Source organism: Bartonella vinsonii subsp. berkhoffii ATCC 51672 (genome assembly GCF_902825225.1).
In the GTDB taxonomy this organism is placed as follows: Bacteria; Pseudomonadota; Alphaproteobacteria; order Rhizobiales; family Rhizobiaceae; genus Bartonella; species Bartonella berkhoffii.
Genome location: NZ_CADEAK010000002.1, coordinates 136,006 through 158,211, shown reverse-complemented (window position 1 = coordinate 158,211; position 22,206 = coordinate 136,006). Strand labels below are relative to the sequence as shown.

Annotated in this window: 23 protein-coding genes and 2 pseudogenes; 4 read left to right on the top strand and 21 right to left on the bottom strand. The window is 36.9% G+C overall.

Translation table 11 applies throughout. The annotated features are described in order from the left end of the window. Positions 1 to 2 precede the first annotated feature (2 nt). The 19 genes and pseudogenes from J7R10_RS01670 to J7R10_RS01580 all read right to left on the bottom strand — a co-directional run bounded on the left by J7R10_RS01670 (position 3) and on the right by J7R10_RS01580 (position 13,028). Positions 3 to 701 (bottom strand): VirB8 family type IV secretion system protein, encoded by a 699-nt coding sequence (locus J7R10_RS01670; RefSeq protein ID WP_010705859.1) that lies wholly within the window; start codon positions 699 to 701, stop codon positions 3 to 5. Further along, positions 698 to 841: a TrwH protein gene (locus J7R10_RS01665; protein ID WP_010705858.1), complete on the bottom strand. Its 144-nt coding sequence runs from the start codon at positions 839 to 841 to the stop codon at positions 698 to 700. The genes J7R10_RS01670 and J7R10_RS01665 overlap by 4 nt, the downstream gene beginning before the upstream one ends. 232 nt (positions 842 to 1,073) lie before the next feature. Next, entirely contained in the window at positions 1,074 to 1,910 is an 837-nt protein-coding gene (locus J7R10_RS01660; protein ID WP_010705857.1) for a TrbL/VirB6 family protein, read from the bottom strand. A gap of 231 nt (positions 1,911 to 2,141) precedes the next feature. Further along, the gene (locus tag J7R10_RS01655) at positions 2,142 to 2,765 is read right to left on the bottom strand and encodes a TrbJ/VirB5 family protein (protein ID WP_010705856.1); all 624 of its coding nucleotides are present in this window, start codon (positions 2,763 to 2,765) and stop codon (positions 2,142 to 2,144) included. Next, on the bottom strand, positions 2,762 to 2,905 hold the full coding sequence (locus J7R10_RS01650; RefSeq protein ID WP_010705855.1) for a TrwH protein: 144 nt from the start codon (positions 2,903 to 2,905) through the stop codon (positions 2,762 to 2,764). Before J7R10_RS01650 ends, J7R10_RS01655 begins: the two co-directional genes overlap by 4 nt. A gap of 179 nt (positions 2,906 to 3,084) precedes the next feature. Further along, the gene (locus J7R10_RS01645; protein WP_010705854.1) at positions 3,085 to 3,969 is read right to left on the bottom strand and encodes a TrbL/VirB6 family protein; all 885 of its coding nucleotides are present in this window, start codon (positions 3,967 to 3,969) and stop codon (positions 3,085 to 3,087) included. A 232-nt stretch (positions 3,970 to 4,201) separates the two neighbouring features. Continuing rightward, on the bottom strand, positions 4,202 to 4,825 hold the full coding sequence (locus tag J7R10_RS01640; protein ID WP_010705853.1) for a TrbJ/VirB5 family protein: 624 nt from the start codon (positions 4,823 to 4,825) through the stop codon (positions 4,202 to 4,204). Continuing rightward, a complete protein-coding gene (locus J7R10_RS01635) occupies positions 4,822 to 4,965 on the bottom strand; it encodes a TrwH protein (RefSeq protein WP_010705852.1) in 144 nt (47 codons plus the stop codon). The genes J7R10_RS01640 and J7R10_RS01635 overlap by 4 nt, the downstream gene beginning before the upstream one ends. 180 nt (positions 4,966 to 5,145) lie before the next feature. Further along, on the bottom strand, positions 5,146 to 6,030 hold the full coding sequence (locus J7R10_RS01630) for a TrbL/VirB6 family protein (protein ID WP_010705851.1): 885 nt from the start codon (positions 6,028 to 6,030) through the stop codon (positions 5,146 to 5,148). 231 nt (positions 6,031 to 6,261) lie between these two features. Beyond that, positions 6,262 to 7,047 carry a TrbJ/VirB5 family protein gene (locus J7R10_RS01625; protein ID WP_010705850.1) on the bottom strand — a complete coding sequence of 262 codons (786 nt, stop codon included), beginning with the start codon at positions 7,045 to 7,047 and terminating at the stop codon, positions 6,262 to 6,264. Then, positions 7,044 to 9,515 (bottom strand): VirB4 family type IV secretion/conjugal transfer ATPase, encoded by a 2,472-nt coding sequence (locus tag J7R10_RS01620; protein WP_010705849.1) that lies wholly within the window; start codon positions 9,513 to 9,515, stop codon positions 7,044 to 7,046. Before J7R10_RS01620 ends, J7R10_RS01625 begins: the two co-directional genes overlap by 4 nt. A 2-nt stretch (positions 9,516 to 9,517) precedes the next feature. Then, positions 9,518 to 9,826 (bottom strand): VirB3 family type IV secretion system protein, encoded by a 309-nt coding sequence (locus J7R10_RS01615; protein WP_010705848.1) that lies wholly within the window; start codon positions 9,824 to 9,826, stop codon positions 9,518 to 9,520. Positions 9,827 to 9,838: 12 nt separating this feature from the next. Next, a complete protein-coding gene (locus tag J7R10_RS01610) occupies positions 9,839 to 10,150 on the bottom strand; it encodes a TrbC/VirB2 family protein (protein ID WP_026501441.1) in 312 nt (103 codons plus the stop codon). 140 nt (positions 10,151 to 10,290) lie between these two features. After that, positions 10,291 to 10,602 carry a VirB2 family type IV secretion system major pilin TrwL gene (trwL, locus tag J7R10_RS01605; RefSeq protein WP_010705846.1) on the bottom strand — a complete coding sequence of 104 codons (312 nt, stop codon included), beginning with the start codon at positions 10,600 to 10,602 and terminating at the stop codon, positions 10,291 to 10,293. Positions 10,603 to 10,722: 120 nt separating this feature from the next. After that, complete coding sequence (gene trwL, locus J7R10_RS01600) at positions 10,723 to 11,043, bottom strand: VirB2 family type IV secretion system major pilin TrwL (RefSeq protein WP_010705845.1); 321 nt, start codon at positions 11,041 to 11,043, stop codon at positions 10,723 to 10,725. 157 nt (positions 11,044 to 11,200) lie between these two features. Then, positions 11,201 to 11,515 (bottom strand): VirB2 family type IV secretion system major pilin TrwL, encoded by a 315-nt coding sequence (gene trwL, locus J7R10_RS01595; RefSeq protein WP_010705844.1) that lies wholly within the window; start codon positions 11,513 to 11,515, stop codon positions 11,201 to 11,203. Positions 11,516 to 11,673: 158 nt separating this feature from the next. Further along, entirely contained in the window at positions 11,674 to 11,988 is a 315-nt protein-coding gene (trwL, locus tag J7R10_RS01590; RefSeq protein WP_010705843.1) for a VirB2 family type IV secretion system major pilin TrwL, read from the bottom strand. After that, a pseudogene (gene korA, locus J7R10_RS01585) lies at positions 11,951 to 12,251 on the bottom strand (KorA family transcriptional regulator). Before korA ends, trwL (J7R10_RS01590) begins: the two are co-directional and overlap by 38 nt. A 126-nt stretch (positions 12,252 to 12,377) precedes the next feature. Then, positions 12,378 to 13,028: a lysozyme family protein gene (locus J7R10_RS01580; protein ID WP_010705841.1), complete on the bottom strand. Its 651-nt coding sequence runs from the start codon at positions 13,026 to 13,028 to the stop codon at positions 12,378 to 12,380. Positions 13,029 to 13,779: 751 nt separating this feature from the next. Between J7R10_RS01580 and J7R10_RS01575 the strand changes: the two genes are divergently transcribed. After that, positions 13,780 to 14,067, top strand: a complete 288-nt coding sequence (locus J7R10_RS01575; protein ID WP_010705839.1) for an H-NS histone family protein — start codon at positions 13,780 to 13,782, stop codon at positions 14,065 to 14,067. 1,641 nt (positions 14,068 to 15,708) lie between these two features. Here the strand turns inward: J7R10_RS01575 and J7R10_RS10315 are convergent. Together J7R10_RS10315 and J7R10_RS01570 are read right to left on the bottom strand one after the other, a co-directional pair. Then, positions 15,709 to 15,852 (bottom strand): annotated as a pseudogene (locus tag J7R10_RS10315) (SMI1/KNR4 family protein); the annotation flags it as partial. A 578-nt stretch (positions 15,853 to 16,430) separates the two neighbouring features. Beyond that, positions 16,431 to 17,726, bottom strand: coding sequence for a ubiquinone biosynthesis hydroxylase (locus J7R10_RS01570; RefSeq protein ID WP_407059612.1), 1,296 nt, complete (start codon positions 17,724 to 17,726; stop codon positions 16,431 to 16,433). A 448-nt stretch (positions 17,727 to 18,174) separates the two neighbouring features. Between J7R10_RS01570 and J7R10_RS01565 the strand changes: the two genes are divergently transcribed. The 3 genes from J7R10_RS01565 to J7R10_RS01555 all read left to right on the top strand — a co-directional run bounded on the left by J7R10_RS01565 (position 18,175) and on the right by J7R10_RS01555 (position 22,179). Then, positions 18,175 to 20,601, top strand: a complete 2,427-nt coding sequence (locus J7R10_RS01565; RefSeq protein WP_010705837.1) for an FtsK/SpoIIIE family DNA translocase — start codon at positions 18,175 to 18,177, stop codon at positions 20,599 to 20,601. A 109-nt stretch (positions 20,602 to 20,710) separates the two neighbouring features. After that, a complete protein-coding gene (locus J7R10_RS01560) occupies positions 20,711 to 21,340 on the top strand; it encodes a LolA family protein (protein ID WP_010705836.1) in 630 nt (209 codons plus the stop codon). A 29-nt stretch (positions 21,341 to 21,369) separates the two neighbouring features. Further along, positions 21,370 to 22,179, top strand: coding sequence for an exodeoxyribonuclease III (locus tag J7R10_RS01555; RefSeq protein ID WP_010705835.1), 810 nt, complete (start codon positions 21,370 to 21,372; stop codon positions 22,177 to 22,179). Positions 22,180 to 22,206 lie beyond the last annotated feature (27 nt).

Genomic DNA, 22,206 nt, shown 5'->3' with positions numbered 1-22,206 from the left:
CCTTAATTATTCAACAGTATTTCCGGATCAGCGCGGTAACTTGTCACTTGAAAACCAAGTGGATTAAGCAATCGATCAGATGATTTCATTGGTGCGCCAACATAGGTGTAACCAATTGTTGCGATTTGATGTTGTTTTGGTCCAACGGCACCGCTAGTGTCATGTTGTTGCGTCGTAAAACGCACAGTTGCTTGTCCATGTCCATTGGGCTGAATCGATCGTACTTTAACCGTGATGCGTGCTTTGTTGGAAAGCACTTTGTCACGTGCATCTTCGCCTTCATAAATCTTATAAAATTCTTGTTGAACAGCTGGTGCACTTAAAAGCGCTGCAGTGTCATAGTTTAGCTGAATAGTATCGTAGTCATAAGTTTCACGGTTAAGGACATATTGATTGAGCCAATATCTATCCACAACCTCGCCGTAGCTTGTTTCATGCTCGCGCATCACAGAAATTACATCGACCGCACCTGTTGTGTTATCAACGCGTAGCACTAAGGGTGTTGGAGCTGGTTGGGAAAAGCCAACGACTCCGCACATCATACCGAATAAACCAAAAATACCAACAGCACCCGCTACACGCCATGCCGTTCTGCGTGATTTTATAAATTCGCTAATGAGTTCACGTTCTAATCCACGGCTTTCTTCGTAATAATTTTTAAGTTGATCTGCTTTTACTGGTTTAGGTTGTTTTTGTCTCATATGACACCTTGCTGAATTTCATCAGGGACAATTTTGTTAATAGGTACGCGATTCCAATTATTTGGTTTTTTGAGTTTTGGAGCTGATGCACAAGCTGATAAAAGGCTTGCAATCAAAACTGTAAAAATGATTGATTTCATTTTAACACTCCTATTTTTAGTATATATAAAGTTTTCATATTTTTATCATTATTTCAATTTTGATAAAAAAAGTAAAGTGTATAGTTTGTGATTTTTTCTCTTTTCTTAATTTTATCTTTTATTTATGAAAATATTCATCTGCAGTGGATATATTTTCACTGGACTATTGGATATGTTTGTTAGCTAATTATGCTGGTTGCTACCGAGAATATTGCTTATTCCTTTCTGCATTTCATCTCCATAGATGTCCAAATGTGACACCTTTAGCCAAAGCATTGGCAATGCTTGACAGTTTGAGCAATAGCACAATGGATATAATGGATAAAATGAGAGCACCACCAAGCGCGTAACTCACATTCTGCTGTCCATCGAATTTCAAATCTATCATATAATTTGCAAAGATATTCATCATGAAACTAAATACGGTGGCTAGGAGTACAATGAGAATTGTATAACTTAAAATTTGTGTTATCCATTGCTCAAAAAAGCGATAGGTTGGTTGCCAAAGCAAGGTGATGATAAAGAGTGGTCCGAGACCTACGAGGAGTACAAGTGCGATCTTTGCCATCAAAATGAATGCACCACCGATTGCGACTAGAAAGCTTGTTGCAAGCAGAATAAGGATACCGAAAAGGCCATAAAGTAGTCCATTAGCATCTAAGAAAGCAGATTCTTCGAAAGCTTCGCTTGCACGTTCGAATCCACTTAAAGCCACTTTGTCAATCAAACTGATTAATTGGTTGTTGTTTGGTGGATTGTTTAACAATTTATTTGATAAGTCCTGAGGTATGTTTATTATCACATTGGCAATGTCTTTCTGGTACAACCCTGCGGTTAGTGCAATTGAAGTAATGATACTGATCCCCAAGCAACGGTTTATGAATCCAGAGATTGGCATATCAACTGCACCGCGAATAACGAGCCATCCATATACAATGAAAGCAATGGTAAGACCGATTGATACGAAGGGTGTAATTGTAGCAATCGCTTTTGAGGAAATATCCATGACATATGTTTTCGTTGCTTGATCAATGTGATTAAAAAGTTGCGTGAACATTTTGAAGTCCATGGCATTCCTCTTTAGCGAATTTTAGTTTTCTATTACCTTAAAATATGGGGACATATCGTACGTTTTATTTTTATTTACGCAATTTATTTCAGTATTTTTGTTGGATTATGATGGATTAAGTCTTCGTGTGTTTCTCCAAGATGTTGAGAGAGTACTCAATGATTATGTGTTGGCTTTTGCCGAGAGAGAAGGTAAAAAAATGGCGTAGAATTCAGTCTTTTATACAAAAACTTATCTTATTTTAGGCATTTGTGTATTTTTTTGCTGAAGAATTTGCACATTGCGTTTACGTTTTAGTCGATTAATAAGTGCTTGTTCTGTATTACTTGAATGCGCGACCATTTGCAGTTTTGTCGATTCATTTTGGATCATGGCGAGCATGCCCTTCATACGCAGCTCCAGTTCAGCAATACCTTTTAAATCTTGCGTTTCAGTGACCTTTGTTAGAATTTTTGCAATTTCCTCAAAACGCTTTTCTGTTTCTTGAAAAGCTTGCAAAACGATAACTTTATCTATGACTGCTGCATATTGACTGCGCCAATCAAGCTTTTCGCGTGCGTCATCTACAGGAGAATCACGAAGTTCATTTTCGTCTTTTATAATTTCTTGAAATGATTTAGGGGCCTTTTTGGTAACATCATCTCTCTTACTTTGATCGTAGATGTGTCGTGGATTCGGCAGCAACAAAGTTCCATCATCTTCTTTTGTTTTTAACGTTTCTGCTCGAATGCCTGTTATAGATTTGTGTATTTTTTCCAGAAGAGAAATAGTGTCTTCTTTAATTTCAGTACTTCTTGCTGAGTTTAGGGTTGCAAGAATTACGCTCACTGTCACTATGATAGTTAATTTTCTCATGTTATTTCTCGCTGAATTTCGGCAGGGACTGTTTTATTCACAGGCACACGGTTCCAATTACTTGGCTTCTTTAGTTGTGGAGCCGATGTGCAAGCTGATAAAAGGCTTGCGATCAAAATTGCAAAAACGATTGATTTCATTTTAATACTCATTTTTTTGCCATAAATAAAACTCAAATATTTTTGTTATTATTTAAATTTTGATTAAAAAGTAAAGCGCATAGTTTGCGATCGTTTCTCTTTTCTTAATTTCATTTTTATTTATGGAAATATTGAACTACAGCATGGATATTTCCTATTTTGCGGTTAAGGTATTTTGATTATTTAATTGTGCGGTTGTTACGTGAAGGTAGGCTTCCTGCTGCATTTAATCTCCAGAGATGTCCAAATGTAACGCCTTTTGCCAAAGCATTTGCAATGCTTGATAGTTTGAGCAACAGTATGATGGAGATAATGGATAAAATGAGAGCACCTCCAAGTGTCAAACCGACATTCTGTTTTCCATCGAATTTCAAATCTATCATATAATTTGCAAAAATATTCATCATGAGACTGAATATGGTGGCTAAAAGTACAATGAGAATTATGTAACTTAAAATTTGTGTTATCCATTGCTCAAAAAAGCGATAGGTTGGTTGCCAGAGCAAAGCAATAATAAAGAGTGGTCCGAGGCCTACGAGGAGTACAAGTGCGATCTTTGCCATCAAAATGAATGCACCACCGATTGCGACTAGAAAGCTTGTTGCAAGCAGAATAAGGATACCGAAGAGGCCATAAAGTAGTCCATTAGCATCTAAGAAAGCAGATTCTTCGAAAGCTTCGCTTGCACGTTCGAATCCACTTAAAGCCACTTTGTCAATCAAACTGATTAATTGGTTGTTGTTTGGTGGATTGTTTAACAATTTATTTGATAAGTCCTGAGGTATGTCTATTATTACATTGGCAATGTCTTTCTGGTACAACCCTGCGGTTAGTGCAATTGAAGTAATGATACTGATCCCCAAGCAACGGTTTATGAATCCAGAAATTGGCATATCAACTGCACCACGAATAACGAGCCATCCATATACAATGAAAGCAATGGTAAGACCAATTGATACGAAGGGTGTAATTGTAGCAATCGCTTTTGAGGAAATGTCTATGACATATGTTTTCGTTGCTTGATCAATGTGATTAAAAAGTTGCGCGAACATTTTGAAGTCCATGGCATTCCTCTTTAGCGAATTTTAGTTTTCCATTACTTTGAAACATGGGGACATGTCGTACGTTTCATTTTTATTTACACAATTTATTTCAGTATTTTTGTTGGATTATGATGGATTAAGTCTCCGTGTGTTTCTTCAAGATGTTGAGAGAGTACTCAATGATTATGTATTGGCTTTTGCCGAGAGAGAAGGTAAAAAAAATGGAGTAGAATTCAGTCTTTTATACAAAAACTTATCTTATTGTAGGCATTTGTGTATTTTTTTGCTGAAGAATTTGCACATTGCGTTTACGTTTTAGTCGATTAATAAGTGCTTGTTCTGTATTACTTGAATGCGCGACCATTTGCAGTTTTGTCGATTCATTTTGGATCATGGCGAGCATGCCCTTCATACGCAGCTCCAGTTCAGCAATATCTTTTAAATCTTGCGTTTCAGTGACCTTTGTTAGAATTTTTGCAATTTCCTCAAAACGCTTTTCTGTTTCTTGAAAAGCCTGCAAAAGGATAACTTTATCTATGACTGCTGCATATTGACTGCGCCAATCAAGAGTTTCGCGTGCTTCATCTACAGGAGAATCGTGAAGATAATTTTCGTCTTTTATAATTTTTCTAAATAATTCAGGGATCTTGTTGGCAATATTACTTTGCTTAGTTTGGTCATAGATGTATTGTGGATTCGGCAGTAATAAAGTTCCATCATCTTCTTCTGTTTTTAACGTTTTTGCTCGAATGCCTGTTATAGATTTGTGTATTTTGTCCAGAAGAGAAATAGTGTCTTCTTTAATTTCAGCACTTTTTGCTGAGTTTAGAGTTGCAAGAATTACGCTTATTGTCACTATGATAGTTAATTTTCTCATATTGTTTCTCGCTGAATTTCGGCAGGGACTGTTTTATTCACAGGCACACGGTTCCAATTACTTGGCTTCTTTAGTTGTGGAGCCGATGTGCAAGCTGATAAAAGGCTTGCGATCAAAATTGCAAAAACGATTGATTTCATTTTGATACTCATTTTTTTGCCATAATATAAAACTCTAATATTTTTGTTATTATTTAAATTTTGATTAAAAAGTAAAACGCATAGTTTGCGATCATTTCTTTTTTCTTAATTTCATTTTTATTTATGGAAATGTTGAACTGCAGCATGGATATTTCCTATTTTGCGGTTAAGGTATTTTGATTATTTAATTGTGCGGTTGTTACGTGAAGGTAGGCTTCTTGCTGCATTTAATCTCCAGAGATGTCCAAATGTAACGCCTTTAGCCAAAGCATTTGCAATGCTTGATAGTTTGAGCAACAGTATGATGGAGATAATGGACAAGATGAGAACACCACCAAGTATCAAACCGACATTCTGTTTTCCATCGAATTTCAAATCTATCATATAATTTGCAAAGATATTCATCATGAGATTGAATATGGTGGCTAGAAGTACAATGAGAATTATATAGCTCAAAATTTGAGATATCCATTGCTCAAAAAAGCGATAGGTTGGTTGCCAGAGCAAGGTGATGATAAAGAGTGGTCCGAGGCCTACGAGGAGTACAAGTGCGATCTTTGCCATCAAAATGAAGGCGCCGCCAATTGCGGCTAGGAAGCTTGTTGCAAGCAGAATAAGGATACCGAAGAGGCCATAAAGTAGTCCATTAGCATCTAAGAAAGCAGATTCTTCGAAAGCTTCACTTGCACGTGTGAAACCACTTTCAGCTACTTTGTCAATCAAACTGATTAATTGGTTGTTGTTTGGTGGATCTTTCATCAGTGTACTTAATAAATTATGCGGCATTTCTATTATCACATTTGCAATTTCTTGCTGATAAAGTCCTACAGACAATGCCATTGAAGTAATAATGCTGATCCGCAAGCAACGGCTTAGGAATTCAGAGGCAGGCATATCTATTGCACCGCGAATAACGAGCCATCCATATACAATAAAAGCGATGGTGAGACCGATTGATACGAAGGGTGTAATTGTAGCAATTGCTTTTGAGGAAATATCTATGACATGTGTTTTTGTTGCTTGATCAATGTGATTAAAAAGTTGCGTGAACATTTTGAAGTTCATGGCATTCCTCGTTAGCGAATTTTAGTTTTCCATTACCTTAAAATATGGGGGCATGTCGTACGTTTTATTTTTATTTACGCAATTCATTTCAGCATTTTTGTTGGATTATGATGGATTAAGTCTCCGTGTGTTTCTCCAAGATGTTGAGAAAATTCTCAATATGATATTTAGCTTTCTGCCGAGAAAGAAAGAAAAAACAATGGCGTAGAATTAAGTTTGTTATACAAAAACTTATCTTGTAAATCTTATGGTGGGCATTCCCTTATTGGTACTGTCAAGAATTTGCATATTGCGTTTTTGCTTTTGTTGACTAATAAGTGCTTGTTCTGCATTGCGTGAGTGCGCGACCATTTGCAATTTTGTCGATTCATTTTGGATCATGGCGAGCATGCCTTTTATGCGTGCTTGTAATTCGGCAATGGCTTTTAGATCTGTCGTTGTATTTATTTGTTTTATGAGTTCAGAGATTTGCTTAAAGCGATTTTCTGATTCTTGAAAAGTTTGTAAACTGACAGCTTTATCGACAATCGCTGCATATTGTTTACGCCTTTCGATAGATTTACGTGCCTGATCAATAGAACCAGGGATTTTTTCCTCTCCTAGAATGCCACTGAATGACTTGAACTTAGATGCTGAAATGTCAGAATTTTCATTATAGATCCATTGTGGATCTTTAAGAAAAAAACTGGTATGATCTGTTTTTATAACTTCAAGTTGATTAGTACCTAACTTTCGATTTCCTGTTACGGAATCATGCGTTTCTGCTGTCTTTTTGAGTTGCTGCTTATTTATTTCAAGCTGTTTTTTTATTAACTCAATGAGTTCTACATAGTGCTGCGGTGGAGTAGGCTTTTTAGGAGCCGCCTTTTTGGAAGGTGATTTCCAAAGAAACCAATTAGGTAAAGACGGAACTGAGCTTCTTAAATCTGCTGCACCTGCTCCAAACACCAAAGCTTTTGCTAAGTTTGTTGTCAACAAAATTACTGCTATTGTTGCTAAAGTAATTACTCTTTTCATGTTTCCCTCTTATTATTTTTTACATGTTCTAAAAAAACTGGTAACCATATTGCTGGATCATCGCCTACTTCAGCGATAATATTTTCTGCTATCTCTGCATTGTCGGGTGTACTCGATAACACGAGAAGTTCATCACTAAAGTCGCGTTCAATGGTTTTTCCATCAATTGTCACATGGAATTTGCCAAGATTCAGTTCTGCAAGGGCAGATTGGTCACCTTGTTTTATGAGAAATTGACGACTAAATTCACCAAGTCCTTTAATCAATTCAAATTCAGCATCTGTGAGTTTAAAGCCTTCTGTATAATCTTCATAATTTGCTTTTGGATTAGCTAGAAAAATGTAGGTTGCGCACTGCTGAATGAGCGTTTTAGCGATATTGCTTTCTAACGCATCTCCAGGCTCTTGTGTAGCGTAAACAAAAATACCATTTTGTTTACGAATAGTCTTTTGTTTATTTTTTGCTAAATCCTCAAAGTACGGATCTTGTAAAGGTTTCCAGAATTCATCGAAGATATACATAAACCGTTGACCGCTAATCATTCCTTCTGTGCGATAAAGCAAATACATCATCACCGGAGTACGAGTCTCTGGGTTGTCTAAGAATTCAGTAATATCAAAGCCGTAAATTTGATGCGTTGAGAGATCAAGTGCATCACTGGGATTATCAAATAACCATCCATAATCACCACCTTCACACCACTTTATTAAACGAGCATGGACAGATGGAGAGGCATTATAATCACTCAGATGCGGATTTGGTAAGAATTGCACGAGGAAAGACAAACGACGCAGGGATCTATCAATGTTGCTACTCATAATAGATGTGACAGCTTGGTTAATTTCTTCTTCGTCATGGTGCGTGACTTCACCACCAGCTTCTGCCAATTTTTTAACAAATTGTTTCAGAAAAATCAGATTTTCTTGTGTAGGCGGGAGTTGGAATGGGTTGAAACCACTCTGCTTGCCAGCTTTAAATGACAGATATCGACCTCCCATCGCCCGAATAGCAATTTCCATACCACGATCTTTATCAAAGACAACAGTTGTTGGCTTGAATTTTTGTGCTTGCGCTAACAAAAATCCGAGAAGTACAGTTTTACCAGAACCTGATTGTCCGATAAGTGCGGTATTACCAAGTAATCGCTTGTCTGTTGAATCTTCTTCAAGTTTGGAGGCATGAAAATTGAAATAAAGAGGCGTTTTACTGGTTGTTTTAAGAATTGTAACCGCTGGTCCCCATGGGTTCCCGGTTGGTTTACCTGACATAAAATTATGAAAGGATGAGAATGATAAAAAGTTCAGCGATGTGATTGGTGCAGGACGTGGTCGCCATTTCCAATTTGCAGGAAGTTGTGCCCAATAACCAGCCTCTATAGCTAAATCTACAGGTTTTGGCAATACTGCAACGTCTAGCAGTGCAGCACTCGCTTTTGCCATATGGTCGCGAACTTGTTGAATTGTATCGCCGTAAAGTGTTAGTGTGCAATGATGCTCCCCCATGACAAAATGTCCACTGACAAGCTGGTTGAGTGCTTCGTCAATTTGTTCAATTTGACTCGTCGCCACATCACGAGCGTCGATAAGATTACGCTGATGCCGCTGTAAATAATCCTTGGCAGCATGTCGTGAAAGTACCGAAAAGCTTTGTGTTAGCACGAATTCGAAATCACTTTCCAACAAAACATTTAGTTGTCCTGGCTTTGTTGTCGTGTCATATTCCTTAATTTCTAGCATGCCAAATCTACGCGTTCCACTGGTTGTACGTAGTTCACCAAGAGCTCCCCATTTTGAGAAAAAAGGCCGATTAATAGACATATAATCAGCAAAACGGTCATGACATATCGGCATAGGACGGTATTCGCCATTGACTAGCATTCCAAGAAATTCGAGTGCAGAAGAATAAGCATGGCCATTTTTTTCATAAGCTCCAAGAAGCTCTGCACCGTAACGTTTTAACGATTGACCTAAGGTATTGTTAATCTCATTGAGAGCCTTTATAGACGACTCTTGCCGCATCTTTTTTTGATCAAGCGTTTCACGTTCATGCTGGGAAAAGAAGGACATAATTCTATCAGCTATAGGTTGATAAACGACAGTCAGATACAAGTCATTGACCATCAGATTATAACCAGTAAAGCTTTGCTGGTATTTTTCATCGAGTTGATAGCAAAACATTTGATCAAATGTTGAATCAGGGTATTCATAGACGCGCCGACGTACGATATGAGTCCATAGTGATAAGTTGGCTGATGCAATACCGCGTAAGGTATTGTTTAACTCTTTTGTCCATTGGAAAATATCTTCTTCTGAAGCGCTTTGATGTGAACGCCCATCAATTTTCCAGATCGACAAGTATTCCGCATTTTTTGTAGAGATGATCGTATCTGTAATGTGGTGTGAATAGGGAATAAACAGGCTTACTGGTGTCTCTGATAGAAGTCGCTTGTTGCTTTCAACAACCGTCATATTTATCTCCTTTTGCGGTAATTAGAAGGACTGTAACTTGATGCGCCCCAAAAGCCTTTGTTACGGTTGCGAAATTTGGTATCAATCCACAACCACCAGATACGGAATGCTTTATCATCGTTTTTGGTAATTTGCACCATAATGAACCATAATGGTGGCGCGATTACCCACAAAAAGATATTTACTGTCATAGCAATAGTAGCAACACCTACAACCATAACAATAAGTGGCATCATAGGCACACCCCAAATTGTTGGAACACGGGTCGCTCCCTTAAATAAAGGAAATGCTTCATGTTTTTGTGGTTTCACTGGTTGCTCCGGTTAGTTGATGTAAAATAAGAGAGTGCTAATATAAAACGCTGCACCTGCGACGATGACACTGAACGACCACCGTATGAATGTAGCCCTTGAGATGATGCGAAACAGATAAATAAGCAATAGAAATAAAAAAATAATAGCGCCAACAATGGGAATAATCATACTTAACCCATATTGCATACCTGTAAAAATATCTATGGCCTTGGTTCCCGTTTGAGCATATGCTGGTTCGGTCAGCAAGAACACAATTGATGTTATAATAATACCACTGATCTTTTTACCGGTTTCTGCATCAAGAATATTTGATTGTTTCATTTTTTTACCTTCATTATGATTGAAATCGCCATAAACAACACCTATTTTTATAGCATAAGAAAAGTTATTATAGATACATCTACAACCAATTGACATGGCTTATTAAAAACACTTTATGCCTTTTAAGTTCATGATTTGCTTTAATTTGGCGTAAATAACATGGTAGCAATTTGGGTTGCTGATCCAGCAATGATAACACCAACCGCCCACCGCACAAATGTATCCTTTTCGATATAGCGTCCTGCGTAACCAATTGCTAAGCATAAAAGTATAACAGCCGCGGCAATGGGGATAATTTTTTCAACAAGTTCTTCTTTAAATGTTTTTAAAACTTTTTTAGCATTTTCTAGTTTTGCATATGCAGGATGAGATACAAAAAATGCGGTTATAGCTGCAGAAATTGTGATAATTTTGCTGTTAATTTTTGATTGGGAATTATTACATGGTTTCATATTTTACTCTAACGTTTTTATACTCTCGATATGGGCGAGACATTCATTGGTCTTTTGCAACTCATGAAAAATCTTCGCTTTTGAAAAAATACTTTGTATTCCACTATTTGAATATTAACCTCATTGTGGTTTAAATAACATTGTGGCAATTTGGGTTGCTGAGCCAGCAATGATAACGCCAATTGCCCATCGTACAAAGGTATCTTTTTCGATGTAACGCCCTGCATAACCAATTGCTAAACACAAAAGGATAACAGCCGCGGCAATAGGAATAATGTTTTCAACAAGCTCTTTTTTGAATGCATCTAAAGCCTTTTTTGCATTACCCAAACCTGCTGCTTGAGCATATACAGAGCGTGTTATAAAAAACACACTTGTTGTTGCAATAATTACATTAATTTTATTGCTTATTGTTGCTTTAAGAGTGTTGAATTGTTTCATATTATTTACCTTTATTCAGAGTATAGTTTGCAAAAAAAACATTTTTCCTTAGTTATAAGTAATAGCTTATATTGATTGGGTAGAATCACTGAAATTTATACTTCTGTTTGAATAACAAAAGATACTTCATACTATAAAACTTTATGATTCATTCTTATTATCCTTTAAATAATAATTTAGCGATCTCGGCTGCAGAGCCTGCAATGACAACGCCGATTGCCCATCGTACAAATGTATCTTTTTCGATGTAACGCCCTGCATAACCAATTGCCAAACATAAAAGTATAACAGCAGCAGCTAAAGGGATAAGGATATCTAATTGCTTTTTGAATGCCTCTAGAGCTTTTTTTGCATTTTCTAAGCCTTGTGCTTGAGCATACACGGAATGAGTCATAAAAAATACACTTGCTATTGCAATAATTACGTTAATTTTATTGCTCATTGTCTCTCTAAGAACGTTGAATTGCTTCATATTATTTACCTTTATTTAAAGTATAGTTGGCATAAAAAACACTTTTTTATTTATAAGTAATATTTTATATTGATATGAATAAAATTACTGAAATTTATATTTCTGTTTAAATAACAAAGGACACTTCTACTATACAATTTCACGATTTATTCTCACTATCATTTTGTAAATAATAAATTGGCAAGTTCAGCTGCAGAGCCTGCAATAACAACGCCAATTGCCCATCGTACAAAGGTATCTTTTTCGATGTAACGCCCTGCATAACCAATTGCTAAGCACAAGAGAATAACCGCAGCGGCAACAGGAATAATTTTACCCAACTCTGCCTGGAATTTCTCTAAAACAGTTTTTGCATTAGTTAAATTTTGTGCTTGGGCACATATAGAACTGCCCATAAAAAATACAGTCATAGCCGCAACACTTGTGATGAGTTTATTACGAATTACTGTCTGGAGAATATTCGATTGTTTCATGTTTTTTCATCCTGATTAAGTTTAAAATTGCCATAAATAACTCCTCTTTCATGAAGAAATTTAAAGAGATATTTTGGATCAGCCCAAGTTCTTAATTTTCCTCTTTGCGTAAGAAGTGTATATTTATTTGCTTTTCCGGTTACTGGATCATCTGCAACAAATGTGAAAAACCATTCTCTTTCTGAGCGCATCACAACTGTAATTTCACGCGCTGCTTTTTGATGGAATGCTATATCAACACTGTTTTGCTCTATCATTTTCATTATTTTGCCCTCAATTAGAAAAGATTTTATTTATCTTACTAATTTAGAGCTTTAACATTTCTTTATCTACCTTTTATTATTGTATCTGATCAAAATTGCAATTCTCATTCATAAATGTCGTCATTATTATTCCTGTTGCTTTTCCAATGAAGAAGTATCTTCTGCTGTAAAGACATCATAAGCACCACTTATCTTTTGCACAAAAACATCCGCTAGTTCTTCCGAGGAGGGAGATAGAGTTTTTGTTTCCAATGTTTGAACTGGCTCTTCTGCATGAAGCTTTACAGGTTCTTGTGATGAGTGACTTGAGTGTGCAGGAGTTTGCATTGCGATATGGATTCCAACCTTCTTCACAGAAGTATCAATGAAATCATTTTGAAAACTTCTCGGCTTGTAAAAACTTAGTGCAGCTCGCAATATAGTTTGTTCAGAGTTGCATTTCGATATTGTTTGTTTATAGCGATTCGTTAGAGCGGTTTGTAAAGCTTTAAGATTTTTGCATGAACTAGATGCACTCGAACGAGAAACATGAAACCATTTTGAATGTTGAACATCAATTTGTTCTAAAGATATGTCAAAATCATATTCATTTTGCTTAAGCTGTTTAGCTGTTGCGGTGGTTTCTCTAAACGTAAATGGTTGATGTAATAATTCATTACGCATACTTATTTCACAGATATTATCCCATGATTCCTCCATAACAACAGTTGAAACTGTTGCAGAATATGGAGCTGGCGCACAGGCAGCAGCAAGCATTATGAAATCTGGAATAGTCATAAGCAACACACCTGATGATAAAAAACTCTATTGATGTAAACGTAAATTCTGTGCGTTCTTTCTAAGCGCTGACACACTGCATTTCCATTAACCCGTGAAGTAAAATTATCCAATTTAAAAGACTCTTTACACGCACAGATTTGATTTTTTCTAAGAACATTTTTAATACAAGCCAACATTCCACAAACCATGTAAACATATGGAATAAAATTGCACACATTAAGTGAACCAACGCTATAATTATTGCATTTATAGAAAGAAAGATTATTTTCAATTGATGATTGTTTTCTATAGGGCGCTAAGTTTAATATTTTCGTGTAATTTTCTGATTGCTTCAATTTTTCTGGAGAGTACGAATATGAAGGAGAAGATTGCTGTATATGAATGTATTTCTTATTGTTAAAACGAACTGCACTTTCATTACATATAGAGGGCTTGCTCTTTATCATGTATTGCCATAATTTATAAAATGACGATTTATATTCACTTTTGACCACTGGTTCACAAGAGTTAGTGAGGCGTGATGAAATTTGTATGCTCCACTTACCAATCTCAGTGAGCAAACTGAAAAAGGATGTAGCTGTGAAAGCTAAGATACAAATTAATAACTCTTCGTGGTCCAAAGGATATCTCCGTCAAAGTGTTATATTCATCGTAATTTTAATTTTGATAATAAATAGACAAAAATTGTCTATAATTGTGTTTAAATTATGACAAAGCACAATTCTTTTTTGCAAGGGGAGTAATTAAGGTGAATGATCTCAAAAATATGAACTTTGATGAGTTACAAGAGATGCGTGCTAAAATTGATGTGGAATTGAAAAAACGACACGCAAAAGAAAAGCAGAATGCACGACGAAAAATTCTTGAAATTGCTAACGCACATGGAATTGATATCGCTGATCTTGTAAGTAAAGAACGTCATTATAGAAATCCCAATAACCAGTGGGAATTGTGGAATGGACGTGGGCGTAGACCTAAGTGGATTAAAGAATGGTTGGAGAATGGTTATGCGCTTGAAGAACTAGAAATAACATAGTGCATAGGCAATATTTGCAAAGTTATAAGAATATCAAGAAACATGAATTCAAGCAGTATATTCTTTTGGGAATTTGATATATAAAAATGCTGCGCTGATATCTTAAGTACCGAGCGATGATAAAACCATAAAAGCGCAAATGCGTTTATTCGAGTATGAAAGATGCACTGTTATATCAAGATTATACACTATGTTGGAGAGGCAGTCTTTATTTATAAATAAGCATTATAATTGTAGTCTTTATTGCGATAGATTGCCAATTCTCATAGTTTTAAGCAGTTGGTAACTGTAACTGTGTTGAGAAAAACTAATTCTTGCAAACTAAGATTTGTTCTTAATACTTAGGGTTCATGTAGAATATGAGTAAGGTTCTACAGCAAGTTAGACAGCGTAATTAAATGGGTTTCTCTATCATCGGCACCCAAATGTTTAGAAATTGAGAAATTGTCTGTTGCTAGAGAATTTTGATAGAACTTCAGTATATCAATTTGGTCCGTTAATGCAAAGCAAGCCAAATGCCGAACTATATCTACATTGTAACTATATTGGGGGATGAGTATTTTTTCTTTCTATCGTTTTTTACAAATCTTAAGTCCATGATTATTTGTTCGGAGATTTTGATAAGCTTTCGTTCATTGTAATGTGTTTCAACATAAGTATTAATCCTTTATCAAGACAAATCAATTCTCGCTCTAATCGTGTTTAAAGACATAGAAATATCCGTAGGAAATCATATTTCTTATTAGAGAGAATATATTTTTAAGCTATAAAAAATTTTATTGGAAATCTCTACTTCACTATGGGCTTTAACTTATCATAGAGACGCATAAAATCAAATTTGAATAAAACGGTTCGGTAAAGAGAATCATATTTTTTAGGTTCCGTTACAAACCACCCTTGAGTTTTAAGAATGCAGTTTGCTGCGATAAGACTCATCGAGCACTGTTTATTTTTTTACGCACCAGAATATTATCCAATTTTCTGTTTTATAGGACTCTGCAAAAAGAATGAGATGCTCAATCGCCCTGTTGTTTTACAATCAAAAAATTCTGGCACATTTCCTTCTGGAATAGATCCATCACTTTTAAAAGTTTCCATATTACCAAGTAGAGTTTTTGCAAGGGCAGAATGATTGGCAGTTTCTTCGCGTAATTTTTTTAGTATCCTGTGCGTGCATCCATGCAATCACTCTGTTTAAGGCTGCTTCGATATGGTTTTCCGTAAGTACCCGTGCGTAACTCCGAAATGTTCTTCCGCAAAAAGCAACATATCATCATATTCATAATGTGATTGTTCGCCATTATTGTACTCTTTGGCAAGGGAATAGGTAGCGGTAGTGAGAACAACTTATAACTGCAACTCCTTGCCACTCTCTCCATAATCTACAAAATTCAAAATCATGGAGAATAGACACAATACGATAGGAGAGATGATAATAAGCAATTCTCTGCTTCATAGTGATATGTTTTTCAGCCAAACCTTTTCAGAATTTCTGTCGGGTTTTTAGTTTGCATCATGATTTACTTTTTGAATAATGATGGCACATCAGAGAGAGTGTGTGTGTAATTTTTCATGTATCATCTTCCGGATGATCGTTAATTCTTTTACATAAAAATTACTTGCGTAATCATGTGAAGATCAAGATGAGGTCCTAAAATAGAGTGGGCATTCACCATCCTGAAATTGAGAGTCATTAAAATAAAATGTCTGACCAAACTCAGTTTTGCTAACGACAAGCTGCTGTGGTTTTGCTAAACTATTTTTTATAGAGTTTAAGTTTTTGTATTTTAACAATTATGAGGGAATAAGAATATAAGCCAACACTCTATGGTTTTATAGATCATTTGGTATGCCAAAAACCGTTTTTTGTTTTATTGGTATGGATGTAAGGCTGAAAAATTGCCGCTTCATTTCCCTGTGAGGAGATGTTTTTATTGTGTGTACATTCTGATCGTAATAGAAAGACTGTGCTTATTTGAAAAAAGTTGGCAATGTGTTTTGTTTTTTAATCTGTACAGAGAAGATTTTCTGCTAGGATTTTGTCGTTTTAATGAAATTGCCTTTAAAAAAGCAGGAAATAAACGGCTCATGTATTAAATGATGAAACTTACATAAGTTTGAGAAAATACAGGTTGAAGCCAAAAATATAGGATTATTTTCTAGTCTTTGTCTGTTTTCTTTGTATTGCGCAGGGAGGGGAGGACTGCAGTATTCATCAAAAATAGAGTAGGGTGTGGATTGCTTTGTTATATATCTCCAGGATTTCTCTAGAAACCTTGGTATTTCAAAAAAATAAGCAAGGGGATTCCCTTGTTAAATGAGAGGCTTATTCATAGAGGATAAAAAGCGAAATGATATGTCACTTAAAGTGGGAGTCCGTGAAGAAGACGTGGCGCATTGGGAGTAAGTCCGGAAGCTTCTTGAATGAAATATTTCTTTATTTTTGGTGCCTGATTGATAATTCCAAGACCGGCATCTCGGAGCATGCGTAAGGGGAGATTATCGTTGGAAAAAAGGCGATTAAGCCAATCATTACTCAAAGCCATACGGACAATTTCAAAACGTCTCCAGCTTTGATAGCGCTCTAAAGCAATGAGGGATCCAATATCAAGGCCTAATCGTGCTGTTTCAATAACAACTTCAGCAAGTGCGGCGCTATCACGTAATCCTAAGTTGAGCCCTTGTCCTGCAATCGGGTGGATTGTGTGGGCTGCATCACCAACGAGAGCAAAACGAGGTTGAATGCATTGACGTGTTAAAGAAAGGCTCAAGGGAAAAATTTGTCGCTCTCCATTCCAAGAGAGTTTTCCAAGTCGATGACCAATGCGTTTTTCGAGTTCTGTTTCAAAAATAACAGTATCAGCTTTAAAATAATATTGTGCAGTTTTATGGTGTTCATTCCATACAATAGCAGAGCGATTGCCTTTAAGAGGGAGAAGAGCAAAAGGTCCAGCAGGTAAGAAATGTTGAATTGCTTGACCATGATGGGGTTTTTCATGGTTAATCGTGCAAATGATGGCTGTTTGTTTATAGGAATGAGAAAAGTTTTTAAGACCTGCTTTTTCGCGTAATTTTGAATGTGCTCCGTTGGCGGCAATAAGCAGTTTCGTTTGCCAAATTTCTTCATTGCTTAAAGTGACAGTTGTATGTTGGTCTTCTTGATGAAAATCAACGACATGCATGTTTGCAATAAAAGTGATCTCCAGATCTTTGACACGTTTTTTTAAAGCTTTAATGAGTTCTCTATGTTCCACCATAGCAGCAAAGGGTTCGTTAGGAGTAATATCACCTTCAAAGGTTAAAAGCGTTGGTTTGACAGGATCATTTGCACATGTATCGGTGATGATCATTGAATGAATCGGTTGTGCAAAGGGGTTGATATATTCCCAACATCGCAGCTGTTTTAACATACGAATAGAAGCAGCAGAAAGGGCGATGGTTCGTATATGAGAAGTGGGAGGTTCTTCTTGAGGAGCAGCATCAACAATATTAATATTCAGATTAGGAGCTGCTTGCTTGAGCGCTATTGCTAAGGCGAGACCAACAGCTGCTCCCCCTGCAATAAGAAGATCGCATTGTCTGATACTTGTATTGGATCTTGTTTTTTTATGGGGTTTTACATTTTTATTGGGATGAGGATACACAACGCTTTGTTCCATTGTTGGCAGTTTGTTTTTTTTTATAAACAGAATATCTTTTTTAATATTACCTTTTCTACATTCTTTCTATTCCCTTTTTGTTTTAAAGAACGCACTTTTCCGCGCATTGGTCTATAAACAGATTGGCTTTTTTTCATTTATTCTTTCTACCGATTATTGAGAAATTCATTCCATAACTTGACTTCATAATTTTACAGGGAAAGTTTTGTCCTGAATGTTGCATACCAACTTTACACTTTATCAATGCAAAAGAAAACTGAAATAAGACAGAAACGATGTGGTCTTTTTAAGATGGAATGAAAGTCTCTTATGTGATTGTCTTGAAGGATCATATTTCACAAGCATGGTAGGAAAATTGTTATGATTACGATGGTTAAAACTGTGTTAATATTTTGCGGTCATAATTCTATAACTCTTTCATGCGAGGATTTTAATTTGGAATTGATGGATGCACCAAAGTTCTTCTCCTTATAATTCATTAGAAGCACAAAAATCTTACAGTTCAAAGCTCGTTGAAATGTTTTTGCGCCAGATTGGCGTTTTCATTGGGCTTGGGCTTTTGGGCTTCCTTGTTTTTTGTGTTTTTGCTTTGGCAACTTGGAATGCAGCCGATCCATCATTCACCCATGCAAGTACAAATAAAGTTACAAATTTTATGGGGTGGCCAGGTGCAATTTTTTCAGATTTTGTTATGCAGTTCTTCGGTTTAGCAAGTCTTGGTGTTTTGTTGCCGCCATTATTTTGGTCATTTCTTTTGTTGGCACAAAAGGATATCTATCATTTGATTTTTCGCCTTTTTTTGTGGGGAATATCGACGGTTTGTTTTTTAATTTCTTTTGCTCTTATGACACCTCTTGCTTCTTTTACGTATTGGCCATTGCCAATGGGGTTGGGAGGCGTTTTGGGGGATAAAATTCTCAGTGCTGTTTATTCATTTTTTCCAGTCTTTTTTTCTCCATTTCAGAATGTACTCTTGGGGATGGCTTTTAGCCTTTTAGGTTTTTTAATAGCTGCTTTTGCGGGCAATGTGGTATGGAGGCGTCGGACCAGTAAAAGGAAAATAAAAAAGGTCAAGGACAACGAAATCGTTGATCCTCTCTTTGATATGTCAGAAGATACAGAACATGTTGAAGAGAGGAGCCGATATGGCTTTTTTGCTACAACTTTGGGAGCTATTTTACATCTTTTTTATTTTTTACAAGCGCGTTTTTTTCGTTTCTTCTCTATCAAACGCTCTCAGAAACAAGGAAAAGTATTTGATCGGGTTGAACCAATTTTCGTGGATGAAAAAACTAAATGTCAAGGAAATCAAGAGAAGAGTTCTCCCGTTAAAAACCGTGTTTCTAAGTCTATAACGGCTTCTTCAAACGGTCGTTTTCTTCTTCCACTTTTGGATTATCTTTCAGTTTTTCCACCGGCGGCAAAGGATGCAAAACTTTCTCCTGCTGCTTTGAAAGCCAATTCTCATGAACTTGAAGGTGTTTTGTTAGATTTCGGGGTTAAGGGAAAAATTATTGATGCACGCCCTGGACCGGTGGTGACTTTATATGAATTTGAACCGGCTGCTGGTATTAAATCTTCTCGTATTATTGGGTTGTCAGATGATATTGCCCGCTCTATGCGTGCGATTTCAGCCCGTGTTGCTGTGGTTCCAGGGCGCAATGTGATTGGAATAGAATTGCCCAATGCAAAACGTGAGATGGTGTATTTGCGGGATATTTTGCAAGCGCGAGAATTTGTGGAAAGCAAAGCAAAATTAGGGCTTGCTTTGGGGAAGACAATTGGTGGGGAACCGGTGATTGCGAATTTAGCAAAAATGCCCCATCTTTTGGTGGCTGGGACAACAGGCTCGGGGAAATCTGTTGCCATTAATACCATGATTTTGTCACTGCTTTATCGGATGACACCTGAACAATGTCGCCTCATTATGGTAGATCCCAAAATGCTTGAACTTTCTGTTTATGATGGCATTCCCCATTTGTTAACTCCCGTGGTAACGGACCCTAAAAAAGCTGTCATTGCACTGAAATGGGCTGTGCGTGAAATGGAAGAACGCTACAGCAAAATGTCAAAGGTGGGTGTCCGCAATATTGATGGCTTTAATGCGCGTCTTAAGGAAGCAGAAGGACAGGGTGAGACAATGACGCGCACAATTCAAGTGGGGTTTGATCATGAAACCGGTGAGCCCCTTTATGAGACCGAAAAACTTGATTTTAGTCCTATGCCTTATATCGTTGTCATTATTGATGAAATGGCCGATTTGATGATGGTTGCTGGTAAAGACATTGAAGGTGCTGTTCAACGCCTTGCACAAATGGCACGCGCTGCTGGTATCCATGTGATTATGGCGACCCAACGCCCTTCAGTGGATGTTATTACTGGAACCATTAAAGCCAATTTTCCTACACGCATCTCTTTTTCTGTCAGTTCAAAAATTGATAGCCGGACAATTCTTGGCGAACAGGGTGCTGAGCAATTGTTGGGACAAGGAGATATGCTCTTTATGATGGGAGGAGGGCGTATCCAGCGAGTTCATGGGCCTTTTGTGGCGGATGATGAAGTGGAGCAGGTGGTGGCACATCTCAAAGCACAAGCGCTTCCTGATTATTTGGAAACTATTACAGAAGAGATTGCAGAAAATAGTGCGGATGTTTCTTTAACTTCTCCTGCAGCAGATGATCCCTATAGTCAAGCTGTTGCTATTGTTCTTCGAGATCGTAAGGCTTCCACTTCTTATATTCAACGCCGTTTAGGCATCGGCTATAACCGTGCTGCTACATTAATTGAGCGGATGGAAGAAGAAGGCATCATTAGTGCGGCAAATCATGCCGGTAAACGAGAAGTTTTAATCTCTTCTGAAGAAGAACGCTTTTGAAATAAAAATCTTTTGATAGTCTGTTCAAACAATATCTTTATCTTTTAAAGAAGGATATTCTCTTTATCATTATTATAAGATAAATGAATATTCTTTGGGAGCATTTTCTATGGAAACGTCTGTTTCACCACAAAAAAGAACCATTGGGTTTGTAGGAATTCTGGTCTTTTGGTGCTTAACTTTTCCTGCTTTTTCGCAATCATCTAATAAAGTGGTAATGGCATCCAATAAAGTGGCAAGGGCACAAAATATAGCTAATCACTTTGCCGCAATTAAAACAATGACAGGTGATTTTATTCAGTTTAGTCCAAAGGGGAAAATGTCTCAGGGGACATTTTATTTAGAGCGTCCAGGGAAAATTCGTTTTATTTACAAAAAAATACCTTTACAGATCATTGCAGATGGTCAATTCGTAGGAGTTAACAATCGTGCTCTAAACACTTGGAATTTTTCACAACTTTTTCAAACACCGATGAAATTTCTATTAGATAATAAAATTGATGTATCCTCAGGGCGTTTGTTAGCGTTTCGTGAAGTTCCAGGGGCCGTGACAATTGTTCTGCGTGATAAAACTATTGGGGCAGGGCAAATAAGAATGGTTTTTGATTCTAAAAATTATGATTTACGCCAATGGACAATTGTTGATCAACAGAATTTGGAAACGACTGTGCAAATCATGAATGTAAGGACCGGTGTTCGGTTTGCTGATGGGATGTTCACACTTCCCGCTAAGAAATAATGTGGTGTCTCCAACACTGGAATTGACAAATGTTCTTTCGTCTTGCTACTTGGAATATTAATTCTATCCGTTTACGTCTTGCACAGATTTTTCAATATTTAGATCTATTTCCTGCGGATATTTTATGTCTTCAAGAAACAAAATGCCCAGATGCTTTCTTTCCAAGGGAGGCTTTTGAAGCAGCGGGTTATAAGCATATCGCATTGAGTGGACAAAAGTCTTACAACGGTGTGGCAATTGTTTCACGCTTGCCTTTTAAGAACGTTGAAAAGCGTTTCTTTTGTCAAAAACAAGATTGTCGTTACATTTCGGTGATTGTTGAGGCCTATGGCAGAGACATACAAATTCACAATTTTTATGTTCCTGCTGGGGGGGATGTTCCTGATGCAAAGGTAAATGAAAAATTCCGTCATAAACTTGATTTTTTAGAAGACATGTCTTCCATTCGGGCGGATCAGGAAAATGGTCTTTCTTCTCTTTTGGTGGGGGATTTGAATATTGCTCCTTTGGCAGAAGATGTTTGGTCTCATCAGCAATTGTTAAAGGTTGTGAGCCATACACCCATTGAGACTGAGCGCTTACAAGCTTTATGTTGCCAAGGAGGGTGGATTGATCTGATGCGGTTACATATTCCCGTTCCTACCAAGCTTTATACATGGTGGAGTTATCGTGCACGCGATTGGGCGCTTGCTGATCGTGGACGGCGGCTTGATCATATTTGGTCTTCTCCAGATCTTGCACCTTTTGTTACGGATCTTACGATTTTTCGGAGTGCACGGGGATGGAATCAACCTTCAGATCACGTTCCTGTACAAACAGTATTTGATTTTTCACAATAAGTTTGAAATAAGAACATAGTAAATGAA

Coding starts and splice junctions, on each gene's coding strand:
- trwL (WP_010705845.1), bottom strand. CDS start 11,043: ATGAAACAATTCAACACTCTTAAAGCAACAATAAGCAATAAAATTAAT.
- trwL (WP_010705843.1), bottom strand. CDS start 11,988: ATGAAACAATCGAATATTCTCCAGACAGTAATTCGTAATAAACTCATC.
- J7R10_RS01555 (WP_010705835.1), top strand. CDS start 21,370: ATGTTCTTTCGTCTTGCTACTTGGAATATTAATTCTATCCGTTTACGT.
- trwL (WP_010705846.1), bottom strand. CDS start 10,602: ATGAAACCATGTAATAATTCCCAATCAAAAATTAACAGCAAAATTATC.
- J7R10_RS01570 (WP_407059612.1), bottom strand. CDS start 17,726: ATGGAACAAAGCGTTGTGTATCCTCATCCCAATAAAAATGTAAAACCC.
- J7R10_RS01560 (WP_010705836.1), top strand. CDS start 20,711: ATGGAAACGTCTGTTTCACCACAAAAAAGAACCATTGGGTTTGTAGGA.
- J7R10_RS01665 (WP_010705858.1), bottom strand. CDS start 841: ATGAAATCAATCATTTTTACAGTTTTGATTGCAAGCCTTTTATCAGCT.
- J7R10_RS01645 (WP_010705854.1), bottom strand. CDS start 3,969: ATGGACTTCAAAATGTTCGCGCAACTTTTTAATCACATTGATCAAGCA.
- J7R10_RS01655 (WP_010705856.1), bottom strand. CDS start 2,765: ATGAGAAAATTAACTATCATAGTGACAGTGAGCGTAATTCTTGCAACC.
- J7R10_RS01635 (WP_010705852.1), bottom strand. CDS start 4,965: ATGAAATCAATCGTTTTTGCAATTTTGATCGCAAGCCTTTTATCAGCT.
- J7R10_RS01625 (WP_010705850.1), bottom strand. CDS start 7,047: ATGAAAAGAGTAATTACTTTAGCAACAATAGCAGTAATTTTGTTGACA.
- J7R10_RS01660 (WP_010705857.1), bottom strand. CDS start 1,910: ATGGACTTCAAAATGTTCACGCAACTTTTTAATCACATTGATCAAGCA.
- J7R10_RS01650 (WP_010705855.1), bottom strand. CDS start 2,905: ATGAAATCAATCGTTTTTGCAATTTTGATCGCAAGCCTTTTATCAGCT.
- J7R10_RS01580 (WP_010705841.1), bottom strand. CDS start 13,028: ATGACTATTCCAGATTTCATAATGCTTGCTGCTGCCTGTGCGCCAGCT.
- J7R10_RS01620 (WP_010705849.1), bottom strand. CDS start 9,515: ATGACGGTTGTTGAAAGCAACAAGCGACTTCTATCAGAGACACCAGTA.
- J7R10_RS01565 (WP_010705837.1), top strand. CDS start 18,175: ATGCACCAAAGTTCTTCTCCTTATAATTCATTAGAAGCACAAAAATCT.
- J7R10_RS01610 (WP_026501441.1), bottom strand. CDS start 10,150: ATGAAACAATCAAATATTCTTGATGCAGAAACCGGTAAAAAGATCAGT.
- J7R10_RS01630 (WP_010705851.1), bottom strand. CDS start 6,030: ATGAACTTCAAAATGTTCACGCAACTTTTTAATCACATTGATCAAGCA.
- J7R10_RS01670 (WP_010705859.1), bottom strand. CDS start 701: ATGAGACAAAAACAACCTAAACCAGTAAAAGCAGATCAACTTAAAAAT.
- trwL (WP_010705844.1), bottom strand. CDS start 11,515: ATGAAGCAATTCAACGTTCTTAGAGAGACAATGAGCAATAAAATTAAC.
- J7R10_RS01640 (WP_010705853.1), bottom strand. CDS start 4,825: ATGAGAAAATTAACTATCATAGTGACAATAAGCGTAATTCTTGCAACT.